Source organism: Paenibacillus sp. VTT E-133280, from assembly GCF_002264385.1.
Taxonomy (GTDB): domain Bacteria; phylum Bacillota; class Bacilli; order Paenibacillales; family Paenibacillaceae; genus Paenibacillus_AQ; species Paenibacillus_AQ nitricinens.
The window spans coordinates 41,210-52,792 of the sequence record NZ_NFUX01000056.1; the positions used below are offsets into that span (position 1 = coordinate 41,210).

At 43.5% G+C, this 11,583-nt stretch carries 12 protein-coding genes; 3 read left to right on the forward strand and 9 right to left on the reverse strand.

Features of this window, described 5'->3' with window-relative positions:
- The first annotated feature begins 149 nt into the window (after positions 1-149).
- Positions 150-1,490 carry a histidine phosphatase family protein gene (locus CA600_RS31345; protein WP_179281695.1) on the forward strand — a complete coding sequence of 447 codons (1,341 nt, stop codon included), beginning with the start codon at positions 150-152 and terminating at the stop codon, positions 1,488-1,490.
- 161 nt (positions 1,491-1,651) lie between these two features.
- Here the strand turns inward: CA600_RS31345 and CA600_RS21865 are convergent, their stop codons facing one another.
- Positions 1,652-1,840, reverse strand: coding sequence for a hypothetical protein (locus tag CA600_RS21865; protein ID WP_094872879.1), 189 nt, complete (start codon positions 1,838-1,840; stop codon positions 1,652-1,654).
- A 66-nt stretch (positions 1,841-1,906) separates the two neighbouring features.
- The gene (locus CA600_RS21870; protein WP_094872881.1) at positions 1,907-2,539 is read right to left on the reverse strand and encodes a hypothetical protein; all 633 of its coding nucleotides are present in this window, start codon (positions 2,537-2,539) and stop codon (positions 1,907-1,909) included.
- Between the two features lie 96 nt (positions 2,540-2,635).
- Between CA600_RS21870 and CA600_RS21875 the strand changes: the two genes are divergently transcribed.
- On the forward strand, positions 2,636-2,836 hold the full coding sequence (locus tag CA600_RS21875; RefSeq protein ID WP_042129998.1) for a hypothetical protein: 201 nt from the start codon (positions 2,636-2,638) through the stop codon (positions 2,834-2,836).
- A 123-nt stretch (positions 2,837-2,959) separates the two neighbouring features.
- On the opposite strand, the gene CA600_RS21880 is transcribed toward CA600_RS21875, so the two are convergent.
- On the reverse strand, positions 2,960-3,844 hold the full coding sequence (locus CA600_RS21880; protein ID WP_094872883.1) for a LysR family transcriptional regulator: 885 nt from the start codon (positions 3,842-3,844) through the stop codon (positions 2,960-2,962).
- 111 nt (positions 3,845-3,955) lie between these two features.
- On the opposite strand from CA600_RS21880, the gene CA600_RS21885 reads away from it, so the two are divergent.
- On the forward strand, positions 3,956-5,341 hold the full coding sequence (locus tag CA600_RS21885; protein ID WP_094872885.1) for an MFS transporter: 1,386 nt from the start codon (positions 3,956-3,958) through the stop codon (positions 5,339-5,341).
- 228 nt (positions 5,342-5,569) lie between these two features.
- On the opposite strand, the gene CA600_RS21890 is transcribed toward CA600_RS21885, so the two are convergent.
- The 6 genes from CA600_RS21890 to CA600_RS21915 form a co-directional block, all read right to left on the reverse strand.
- On the reverse strand, positions 5,570-6,502 hold the full coding sequence (locus tag CA600_RS21890; RefSeq protein WP_094872887.1) for a hypothetical protein: 933 nt from the start codon (positions 6,500-6,502) through the stop codon (positions 5,570-5,572).
- Positions 6,503-6,598: 96 nt separating this feature from the next.
- Entirely contained in the window at positions 6,599-7,810 is a 1,212-nt protein-coding gene (locus tag CA600_RS21895) for an MFS transporter (RefSeq protein ID WP_094872889.1), read from the reverse strand.
- The gene (locus tag CA600_RS21900; RefSeq protein ID WP_094872891.1) at positions 7,797-8,981 is read right to left on the reverse strand and encodes an MGDG synthase family glycosyltransferase; all 1,185 of its coding nucleotides are present in this window, start codon (positions 8,979-8,981) and stop codon (positions 7,797-7,799) included. The genes CA600_RS21895 and CA600_RS21900 overlap by 14 nt, the downstream gene beginning before the upstream one ends.
- A gap of 97 nt (positions 8,982-9,078) precedes the next feature.
- Positions 9,079-9,861: a COG4705 family protein gene (locus CA600_RS21905; RefSeq protein ID WP_373455901.1), complete on the reverse strand. Its 783-nt coding sequence runs from the start codon at positions 9,859-9,861 to the stop codon at positions 9,079-9,081.
- A gap of 60 nt (positions 9,862-9,921) precedes the next feature.
- Positions 9,922-10,671 (reverse strand): ABC transporter permease, encoded by a 750-nt coding sequence (locus tag CA600_RS21910; RefSeq protein ID WP_094872893.1) that lies wholly within the window; start codon positions 10,669-10,671, stop codon positions 9,922-9,924.
- Positions 10,646-11,401, reverse strand: coding sequence for an ABC transporter ATP-binding protein (locus CA600_RS21915; RefSeq protein ID WP_094872895.1), 756 nt, complete (start codon positions 11,399-11,401; stop codon positions 10,646-10,648). Before CA600_RS21915 ends, CA600_RS21910 begins: the two co-directional genes overlap by 26 nt.
- Between the last annotated feature and the right edge of the window lie 182 nt (positions 11,402-11,583).

Consider the following 11,583-nt stretch of genomic DNA (forward strand, 5'->3'; position numbering starts at 1 on the left):
ATTTGGATATATAAGTACATCTCACATTCAAACGAAACATGAAAAAATAAGCCTTAATTTTGCTTAAAAAATGGATATTTTGAATTTAAGACCCTCGATATAATTACAATGTTAACGCTTTCAAAATAGATAGTAAAGGGGATATGTATATGAACAAGAGTTTATCTAAGTTATTTACTGTCATGATGGCTTTCTTCGTTTTAAGTTCATTTAGTGTAGGCAATGTTGGTGCAAGTGCAGATAATACTGCTAATAAGGAAGATCAAGATCAAGGGATTACTTTCTATCTGGTACGGCATGGAGAAACGATATTCAATGTACAAGAACGTATGCAAGGGTTCTCCGACTCTCCTCTAACAGAGAAAGGAATTGAAGTAGCCGAGAATCTAGGCAGAGGCTTGAAGAACATTCCGTTCGTTGCTGCGTACAGCAGTACGAGCGAACGGGCAAGCGACACGGCCGATATTGTTCTTGAAGGCCGCAATCTCAAGCTGATCAAAGACAAGCGGTTGAGAGAAATCAATTTCGGTGACTTGGAAGGTGCTTATCAAGCAGATGTTATGAAGCATACAAATGTTGCTTCGTTCCAGAAACTCGATTACACCTCGGTGAACGGCGAGAATATGCAAGGCGTGTTCGAGCGGGCTAAAGCATCGCTGGATCAAATTGTTGAAGCAAATAAAACAAAAGGCGGGAATGTGCTTGTTGTTTCGCATGGCATCACCATTCTCGATTTGGTCATGGGTCTCGACCCGAAAGCCTGGGATATGAGCAAGGGCGGCTTGCCGAATTCCAGCGTAACGAAGATTCAGTGGAAAGACGGCAAATACACGGTGCAAAAAGTCGGCGATCAGAGCTATGCGGAAAACGGCCAAAACAAGCTCACGTTCTACTTCGTTCGTCACGGCGAAACGCTGTTTAACGTACAAAAACGGATGCAGGGCTTCTCGGATGCTCCGCTTACGGAAGAAGGTATCGAGGTTGCCGAGGACCTGGCACGAGGCTTGCATGACATTCCGTTCAGCGCAGCATACAGCAGCTCGAGCGGACGTGCGGTAGATACGGCCGATACCATTTTGGAAGGCCGAAACATGATTCTGAAAACGGATAAGCGGTTGAGAGAAATGAACTTCGGTGACTTGGAAGGCGCTTATCAAGCAGATATTATGAAGCATACAAACGTTGCTTCGTTCCAGAAACTTGATTACACCTCGGTGAACGGAGAAAACATGGCTCAGGTTTTCGCCCGGACGAAAGCGGCAGTAGACCAGATCATTGCCGATAATCAAGGGTCGAAAAAGAATATCCTTGTCGTTTCCCACGGCATCACCATCTTGGATTTGGTCATGGGGCTTGACCCTAAAGCTTGGGATATGAGCAAAGGTGGTTTGCCGAATTCCAGCGTGACGATCGTCGAATGGGAGAACGGCAAGTTTACGGTAGGAAAAGTTGGCGACACCAGCTATTTGGAAAAGGGGACACCTAATTAAGGAGCAATCCGATGACTTCTGTATTCATCAGGAGTCATCTTTTTAATGTCCATGGGTATTACAGGTTCGGAAAAAGTCATCGATGGAGGATACTCCACTCAATAATGATAAGGACAGCCCTCAAGTTGAATGAGGGCTGTCCTTTTTTCATTACAACACCATTAAAAGATCCATATGAGTAAGAATATAACTGCAATGATTGCCACCACAATTAAAAGATTGGTCACTTCGCTCCAAAATCCGGGAACGCCTTGTGTATGATATTTCTGCGCATTGACATCATGGTTTGCTTTATGACCACCAGGGTCCGTCGTATTCGAACTAGGTCCTGGATTAAAAAAGTCTGACATAGAAATCAACCCCTTCCCATGATTACCAACCATATTATACCAGTATATTCCTTTTTTATTAATAAATCACTTAGCTCCATTCATTTGAGAATAAAAATAAGGTAAGTGTTTCTTTGATAGAGCTTTTTCGATTAGTTCTTGATCGTAGCCATATTTTTGCAGTGCAGTAATAATCGCTTGTGTCCTGTCGGACCGTTGTCGTCTTAAATTAGATTCCAGTTGTATTTCTAGAGGAACCGTAGGAATAGTGTACCGTCCGATAGTTACATTCTTACAATGGTTCCAAATGAATCGCCCACCTTCCCATATCCCATCACCATCCATAGAATCAGGAATTCCCGCTGAGTTGGAGATATGAACGACTTCCACTTTGAATCCATTGATAATCCAACTTCCCTTTGTCCACGAAAAGCCCGAAGAAAAGGTCTGAGTGTATGCAGGTTCTTCTAAAGAGGATAACCAGTTCTCCCCATGAGGAAGTTCACATTTGTCTATCAGGGAATATTCCTTCAGAAGTTCTGCAAATTGTGCAATCCCTTCTTTATTTTTAGTATAAATATCAACGTCTCCCGGAGTCATTTCACAGCCCTGTAAAACCGAACCCACCGAGCCAACCAAGATCCATTCTAATTTCGAATTCACTTCCGATGAAAAATAAAGCTCACATACCTTTGACAAAGCTGTTTCCCAGCTGTTCATAATTTCACCCCAAATTGACTAGTAAGTTCGAGTACATGAAACCTTAATAACCTCAGATGCGTTAAAGAACTATACAAATTCACAGGAGGTTTTAAAATGAGATACAGTGCTGCTGGCGCGCGAATAACCTGTCCTTGTTGTCAAAACGATACCTTTGATCTGGATTATAAACTGCTTAACACAAGCGGAGCATCATTTCTAGGATTTGACTGGGCAAACAAAAACGCTGCAATCCTTATTTGTAAGAGATGCACCCATATCTCATGGTTTATGGAAGAACCAACATCAGATAACTAAACACTACCAGATTCTTCTACATCCTCATTATAAAATATATCTTTAGACCATGTGTCCTTGAGCTGGATGCAATTGTTCTTATGTATCCAGTTCAATACCTCTCGATACCCATCCTCAATTATCTTAATGCTCTTTAGATATCGCTCCGAAATATTCTACAACTACCTCACGAAATTCCAGAGCAGCTTGCGAAATATACCGGCTCTTGTGCCAAATCAAAGCAATCTCTCTTTCCAATTCATGATTCTCAACTTGGAGATATTTGATATCTTCCCGTGAATTCCTTGCCGTACTTGGAATGAAGGCTAAGCCAATTTCAGCTTCCACAAGCGCACTAAGCCTTGCAGGTTCATCCCCCTCATATACATATTTAGGCACAAATCCAACCGATTGGCACACAGAGTCTATTAAATCCCGAGTTCCATAACCACTCTTAACCCCGACGAACCATTCATCTCTCAGCTCTATCAAGGATATGCTACTTCGATTAGCCAACCGATGCCCCTTTGGAACGGCTACAAGGATTGGATCGATAAATACGATTTGGCATTCGATATCGTCCCCTTCTATAGGTGGTGAGGACAAACAGAAATCCACCTCTCCTCTATCCAAAAGTGTGATCATTTCCTGCGTGGTCAGCATCTGCACATGAAATTGAATATCAGGTCTCTTTTTTCGAAACTCGCGAAGGATATTGGGTAATGTGCTCGCGGTGGTCACCGCTAATTCAAGCGTGTTATGTTCCGGGTGAGATAAATCACTAAGCTCCTGCTTTCCCTGCTCCAATTCAAATAAAGCTCTTTCAGCACGGCGAAGGAATCGTCTGCCGAACTCATTCAATCGCAGCTTTCTCCCTACCCGATCGAACAAAGGGACCCCAAGATCCTCCTCCAAACGTTGAATCGTTCTACTTAGGGATGATTGAGTAACATGTAGATTTCGTGCAGCTTCAGTCATATGCTCCAAACGAGCTACTGCGAGAAAATATTGCAATTGCAGAAGTTCCATTTCATGCCTCCATTCATTCCTTCAAATCAATGAGATCATAACATGAAATGCGTTGGAATGAATAAACGAATTCAAGTACGATGAAATTAATAAGTAATGGGAGGCTTCATAATGAGTGTTCGCAGCAGGTGGTTAATGATTTCAGTGGGTTTGGGGATATTATTGAATCCTTTAAATTCTTCAATGGTTTCTGTTGCTATTCCAAGGCTGCAAAATGTATTCCAGCTTGACTATACAGGTGTTTCCTGGATCATTTTTTCTTTCTACATTGCAAGTAGTGTCGCTCAACCTGTTATGGGAAAAGCCAGCGATTTATTCGGCCGGAGGAAGATATTTCTTACTGGCCTTGTCGTATCCTTCATTGCAGGCTTATTAGCTCCAATATCCCCGAATTTCGGGTGGCTCATCGTGTTCCGGATTGTGCAAGCCATTGGAACAAGCATGATGGTAGCCGTTGGAATGGCCATTGTACGTATTCATATTACGGAGAAACAAGCGACAGCGCTGTCTGTTTTGTCCATATTCCTGTCCGGAGCGGCAGCCATTGGACCCTTTATTGGCGGGGTCATCATTCACTGGTGGGACTGGCCCGCTATCTTTTTCGTCAATATTCCATTCGTCGTGGCGAGCTTTCTTTTATCTTGGAGAAATATCCCTAAGGACGAACCGTCAACAACCGTTACCCGCGGGATATCCTTTCGAAATTGGTTTAATTTGATGGATGTGACAGGAATCCTGCTCTTCACGATGGGACTGATCGCCTTACTTGTTGGATTGCTCTCAGCCAAATCATCCGGGCATGTCGCATTAGTAAATGTTATTGCCCTACTAACAGGAATCGCTTTGTTAGGAGTATTCGTCCGGCATGAGTTAAAAGCGGAGTCACCCTTTATTCCTTTGCGTACCTTTACCAAATATCCGGCGATGACTTTGGTTAATATTGAATTTATGCTCGTTAACGTACTTTTTTACTCCCTCTTTTTCGGGATTCCATCTTATTTGCAAATGGTACGGCATGTCAGTGAGTTCCAAACCGGGATTCTCATGCTAACGCTAGGATTATGCTCGTTGATTACTGCTCCAATAGCAGGACGCTGGATCGATAGATCTGGCCCCCGGCCAGCATTGCTGGTATCCGCAATACTAATGACATTGGGATCGGTGTGGCTTGTCACATTAAATCAGACTTCACCGGTTATCAGTGTATGTGTGGCATTGGCTGCCTTCGGGATTAGCAATGGGTTGAACAATGTAGGTCTGCAAGCCGCTTTGTTCCAAAGTTCTCCAAAAGAAATCATCGGTGTAGCATCGGGCTTATTTAACACATCAAGATATCTGGGAACCATCCTATCTTCCTTGTTGATAGGGATAATTATGGGAGAAAAATTCAACTTTGAGGGATTTCAAGTCCTTGGGATTATGCTCACGATCATTGCATTATCTTTGGTATTCATGAGTTGGCAGCACCGGAAGTCGGGGGAGTTCAGTAGAAGTTAAATTGATTAATTACTAATAAGTTCGCTGATTTCTTCATAAGTCATTTCAGTTGTCACTTTCGTTAACTAAAGTTTTCATTCAAACACCTCCAAATTGTGGGGCTTGCCTAGCACTAGTATATGCTAAAACAACCCTTAAACAAAGAAAGTCTCTATGACCATTCACATCATAGAGACTTTCTATTTGCAGACTTTTTAGTTGTTCCACACTTATTTAATCACAACAACGTTAATCATGATGTCCGTGTTCATGATCCTCTTTCACCTGCTGCACTTGTTTACCTGTCAGGTCAATAGACTCTGTCGTAGTCGCATTGAATGCAGAGAGTTGAACATCCAGACTAGCAGCCAACGTATGGGAAGCTCCTTGCTCATCCTGACCCACAAACGTAAGATCTAACTGTTGGTGCTGAAGCGCATTGGCTGGAGTGATATCCGCATTCAGACGGATGCTTTGAATCTGTACGCCGTTCGTCATATCAATGGCTTGAAAATCAAACAGGTTCTGCTGAATAAGATCTTCTGGATCTTTCGAATCTACAGCAGTGTCTTTACTGGACTCATGATCCTTCTCTTCTGAAAGATTCTTGAACAGAACTGGGGCTAAAGCCTGCATCACTGCCGGAATTTGCGCATTATCAAGCTGCAGCGAGATATGCTTGGCACCGTCTTTATCGGTGGTAGATGTGAACTCATTCTTCAAATTACCGATCAAAGCATCCATGATTGTCTCTTCTTGGCTACTTAACCAAACGGCTTCCTTGGGTTCTGTTCCTGATTCCTGATCCTTCTTATCCTTTATATCCTGCTTTACGTAATAGATATCGGAAGCATCACTCCTCCAGACCTGTCCGTCAGGCTGACTATAGAGGCTAAGTACATGGGAACCTTGTGACCCGCTAATCTTTACAGCCCCACTAACGGCTTCATTCGCCAAGTTTGCTTTCAAGCTTCCTTGTGCCTGACTAAGAACACTGCCGTTATCTTTAAGTATCGCATCAGCTTGTACGGTAATACTCTGCATGTTCTCTGCAGTATTCTTAAGTGCCGCTTTATAATCCTCATACCCAGAGGTTCCCGCAAACGCCGTCAGTCCAGTAGCCAGCATGATAACCCCGCTAATCCCTGCTGCCCCTCCTGTGAGTAACCATTTCTTCTTCATTCTTTTTCCTTCCCTTCATTACTTATTTAGTCTTGCATATTAAGCTTAGGTGCAATTCCTAAATTCGTTGTGAAGAGTCTATTAAATAAATCTTAACTACGATACATTTGGAAGCTTCTCGATTACTCTGTTTCTGTGAATAAATAATCGGGCAGGGGATAGTAAGTAGACAACACTAATCAATCCAAACAAACAGGCACTGACTTGAAATGGCAGCAATTGATTCCCTGAGCTTCCCAGCCAGCCTCCAATTAGCGGACCAATAACCACCCCTAAACCTTCTATAGAAAACAATAAGCCCCAGCTGATCCCTACGGAATCTTCGGGAATGTAACTGGCCATTAAAGCATTCCAAGAGGGAAGTAAAGCAGCATAAGCACATCCCAGCAGAAGCGAGAGTCCAATGGCGGCGGAGAAGGAATTAATAGAAGTTAAGCCGAACAAGGCAACCGCAAATACGCCGAACCCAATCACAAGGAACCATTTACCTCCAACTTGATCAAACCATTTTCCCATGGGCACAAGAAATAGAACTACACCTGCTCCTCCCATAAATAACACGATCGACAGCTGAGAATGGGACAGACCTAAATGAGAAATAGCAAAGCTGGTTAGAAAAGGGACCAGTATCCCGCCCGCTGTAGTCTGCAGCAGCATGCCAGGGACGAGAAATCCCCCTTTCTTCACTTTGTTCCATAGAGATACAAACTGCTCGCCTACGGATATATTCACACGCTGCACCGAGACCTTGTTCATCTTCACAAGACCTACCATGATCCAGCCCGCTACAAAAAATAATCCAATGACAGCAAGGGACAGTGACAGTCCACCACCCATTAATAAATTCATCATTACGGGACCCAGACCTAGACCTGCCATCCAGTATACGTACAACGTACCCATCTGTTGTGCTCGTTTTTCCTCTGATACCTGGCTCATACATAGGATCCAGATCGGTGAGAATCCAGCCCCCAAGCAAGCAGAGGCTACAATAAGCATCCACGGACTATGCGTTGTCACCATCATTAACAGACCTACGAATCCTAGAAAGAACCCTCCATGAAGCACGGTGCGCCCAGGATATCTATCCAAGAGATAGCCAATGAAGCTTTTGATCAAGCTGTCCGTTAAATAGTGTACGGAGACCGCAATGCCAACTACTGACGTTGTAAGCCCCCAGCTCGTCAATATATAAGTGGGTAAGAACGTGATTAGGACAGCACCTCTTATCCATTCTATAAAAAAGAGAATTATTGCAAGGCGGGTAAACGTCTGCTGTTGCCTTTCTTTCTTCCTAATAATATCCATGAATCGTCTTCGCCTGCCCTTCAACAAGCATGGATTTTACTGCGGGAACAGAGGACTGACGCAATTTAATAGCCTCTAAGGCTTCGGTAACAATAGCATCCGAGGCTGATTTCCGCGAAAAGACCCTCATATGCTGTTCCCTTTCCTCTCTGTACGCCATATGCTCCAATCGCTGAAGCTGCTCTACTAACTGCTCCTCATTTCGTGCGATCTCTATCAAATGGTGCCCAGATAACCATTCTGCATTGCCTGCCTCCTGACCGGGGAGTGGTCGATAGACGATAACTGGAAGTGCTAGAGCCATCGCCTCAGTCAAGGTAATCCCGCCTGCTTTGGTCAATAGACAGGAAGCTATGCACATCAGCTCCTGCATTTCTTCCGTATAGCCCAAAATGTGAACACGAGGGTTCTCTTGAAAAAGCTCCACCGTAGCTGTTCGAAGCTTATGATTATTCCCGCATAATACAATGACATCGAAGCTTGATTGAAGCAGTACTCTTTTTATTAAACTGCTAATATCACTTAATACGCCGTAAGCCCCTGCCGCTAGTAATAGATATTGGCGATCTCCATGTAACCCATGTTTGCGTAAAAGTGCTCCACGATCCTGAGTCTGTTCAAAAGCCTCGCGAATAGGGATCCCGCTGACCACAAGCTTCTCTTCAGCAATCCCTGCTGCCATCAGAGTTGCCTTCATGCTTTCTGAAGCGATAAAATATTTCGTCGTTTGTGGGTGAAGCCACCTGCCATGAACTACATAATCCGTCATAACCGTGAATAGAGGCATCCGACTTCCTGTTGTTGATGCTAGCTCAGCTGCAGCCAAATAAGGAAAGGTATGAATAATAATATCCGGCTGTATCACGTCGATGATCATTTGCACTTTTCGTTTGCCCATAGAATGGATGAGTCTACCCATGAACTGCTCTGGCCTCATCTTACTCGTCATTGTGTACAAGAATCCATAAAATTCTTGGGTATACCCTGTGTTGTTCAAATAGAATCTTCGGGATAGCTCATTCAAGGTAGGATGGACTGCAGCGAATAGATCCAAGGTGGTAATCCGGCTAATGCCCCGACTTCGAAATGAATGTTCGATGGCCTCGGCTACTTTCATATGCCCGTCTCCAAATGCCGAAGTAACAATAAGTACTTTAGGATCTGTGTTCATGACAAAGCTCCTTTTCTCATGGCCTCCTTTAACTCTAACTCTGAATCGTAAACGGATAGTGATGGGAGTCTTAACTGAGTATTAATTTCAATATTTTCTAAAGTGCTACCTCGTCTTTCTTTGTCTTGGTTAAATAGATCACTAACCCGAGAATAATAACAATAAAAATAATACTTGTTCCCGTCGTGCCCAGTTCTAACCCGCCTTCACTCCGGTCCTGTGAAAGATAGTCACCCAGTGATGCTCCTAATGGCCGAGTCAGAATATATGCAAGCCAGAAGGCAGTTACTGCATTTAGCTTAAAGCGATAGTAAGCGAGTGTTATCGCGCCTATCAGAGCGGCAAAAATAATTGCTGAGAGCAGGTATCCCCAGTTCAGACTTTCTGCAACTAAATCTCCAGCGGCTGTGCCTAAGGCAAAGGTAAATAGAATGGTTAGCCAGTAAAACATCTCGCGCTTTTTGGTAATAATCGAATGGATAGATAATGTCCTCTCACTGGCATACCAGACTCCAAAGGTCAGGCTTAAGAGGATAGAAAAAACTATAGTGGTCGCCTCCAGTGATACGCCAAGATTGTCCACCAGATTGTCAGTGATGAGCGTACCCACGACACTGATTAATACAACAGCAAGCCAGTAAAGAGCAGGTACATATTTTGATGCTGACATCTGGAAGTATAGTGCTGCAATCAGCAGTCCACTCATCACCAAGGTTGTATTAGATAACCCCCAAAAGAGGTTGAAATTAAGAAAATCCGCAGCAGTTTCTCCAACAGTGGTCGCCATAATCTTAATGATCCAGAAAAAAACAGTCACCTGTGGCACCTTATTCCATACATTCCGATCTTCCGATAATAATGAACTGGTTTCCTTCACCAATCATTTCCCCTTCCTTTAGCAACACAATTGATACTCCGAGAAGCAAAAGTAGCGCCCAGGCTAAACCTCTTTCCGATCAAAGAAGAAATAGCCCACTGATAGAAATAACAATAATCCTGAAAGTAAGAACAAGGTAGTTGTCGCAAGCCTGCCTGCGGAAATTGCATGACTTAACCATAGAGAGTACCCATTCGTATAAGAAATTATAGAAAAGGATGAGAATCCACTTATAAAGTAAGGCACAGCCTTACCTCCGGCGAAGACAAAGATCGAGAACATTAGAAACCCACCTGTGCTGCGAAAAAATTGAGCGATGAACACAAACAAGGCTGCCAGTGAACACATCGAGAGAAATGCTGCTGTATAAGCTTTTATCAAGCTAATAATACCTACGTTCCCCATATGGATAGTTCCAAACAGAATATTACATAACGTGCTCACTATCCCTAATAGAAACAGTAGTCCTCCGATCGCAAGCCCTAGCGCAAGGAACTTAGCGGTGTACGCTCCCAATCGCGTAATCGGTTTGAGTAACGTCAGCTTTAAAGTACGAGAGGATACCTCTTGTGGAAATAGCTCAGAGATCTCTAAGAACATAAACAATGGAATTAAGAATGTTGTGCAGATTCCCAGCACCTGGACTGGATACGTGGAACCAACAGCCACAATGCCCAGAATAGGGTGAAGCGCCTGAAATAATAACATCAATAATAGTGGAATAAAGGCAGAAACAATGAAGAACATTAGGGTCTTTTTGCGGTAAATCATCAGTAGAAGCTCATTTTTAATTCCCGCTCTTAATCCCTCCATTCTCAAGCACCTCCTTTCCTTTCTTTAGCTCCGTAATGTAAAACTCCTCAAGGGATAAGCTGTCGGTCAGTAGCTCCTGTACTTCCCCCTCACGAATCAGAACACCTTGATTCAGAATCCCTACTCTATTACATAGCTGTTCCAATTCATGAATCATATGGCTGGAGATGAGAAAGGTAATTCCCTGATTAGCAGAAAGCTCTTTAACTAAAGCACGAAAATGAACAACCCCCTCAATGTCCAGCCCGTTAGTCGGCTCATCCCAAATCACTAGCTCTGGGTGATGGATGATAGAGGCAGACATGGCGAGCTTTTGCTTCATTCCTGTAGAGAAATGTCTGATTTTTTCTTTGGAGAACAAGGCGAGACCTACCGCCTCCAATACCTCGGTGATCCGTTTTGGACGAATATTCGGATAAAAGCTGGCTGTCAGCTTCAAATATTGTACAGGTGTAAGATAGTCGTAGAAATCAGCCGATTCGATCATACAGCCTACTTTCCTCATACTAGATGAATAGGATGAACCCAGATCTTGCCCGAACAGTGAGATACTGCCGAAGCTGGGTGAAATCAGACCCGTTATTACTTTTAAGAGTGTTGTTTTCCCTGCACCATTCGGTCCAAGTAATCCGTAGATATCCCCCTTTCGAAGCTCCAAAGAAACCCCGCTAATCCCGCTGCCATTACGAAATTCTTTGGTCACTCCTGTTAGCTTGATTATGCTCTCCATCTCAGTTCCCCCTTTACTTCAATTCTTGTCCTCCATTTAACAACTCCATTTCCCTGCAATATTAGACTAAGTCGTAAATCTAAAATGCCCGTGAACAGACCCTTAAATAATTCTTAACTCCTTGTATTTTTACAAGCTTAAACGCCTTTGGCGTCCTTTTAAGGACGGTAAGCGTTTATGCG

Bases quoted from the DNA above. Each gene is read 5' to 3' on its own strand.
- CA600_RS21885 (WP_094872885.1), top strand. From the start codon at position 3,956: ATGAGTGTTCGCAGCAGGTGGTTAATGATTTCAGTGGGTTTGGGGATA.
- CA600_RS31345 (WP_179281695.1), top strand. From the start codon at position 150: ATGAACAAGAGTTTATCTAAGTTATTTACTGTCATGATGGCTTTCTTC.
- CA600_RS21900 (WP_094872891.1), bottom strand. From the start codon at position 8,981: ATGAACACAGATCCTAAAGTACTTATTGTTACTTCGGCATTTGGAGAC.
- CA600_RS21875 (WP_042129998.1), top strand. From the start codon at position 2,636: ATGAGATACAGTGCTGCTGGCGCGCGAATAACCTGTCCTTGTTGTCAA.
- CA600_RS21915 (WP_094872895.1), bottom strand. From the start codon at position 11,401: ATGGAGAGCATAATCAAGCTAACAGGAGTGACCAAAGAATTTCGTAAT.
- CA600_RS21880 (WP_094872883.1), bottom strand. From the start codon at position 3,844: ATGGAACTTCTGCAATTGCAATATTTTCTCGCAGTAGCTCGTTTGGAG.
- CA600_RS21870 (WP_094872881.1), bottom strand. From the start codon at position 2,539: ATGAACAGCTGGGAAACAGCTTTGTCAAAGGTATGTGAGCTTTATTTT.
- CA600_RS21865 (WP_094872879.1), bottom strand. From the start codon at position 1,840: ATGTCAGACTTTTTTAATCCAGGACCTAGTTCGAATACGACGGACCCT.
- CA600_RS21895 (WP_094872889.1), bottom strand. From the start codon at position 7,810: ATGGATATTATTAGGAAGAAAGAAAGGCAACAGCAGACGTTTACCCGC.
- CA600_RS21910 (WP_094872893.1), bottom strand. From the start codon at position 10,671: ATGGAGGGATTAAGAGCGGGAATTAAAAATGAGCTTCTACTGATGATT.
- CA600_RS21890 (WP_094872887.1), bottom strand. From the start codon at position 6,502: ATGAAGAAGAAATGGTTACTCACAGGAGGGGCAGCAGGGATTAGCGGG.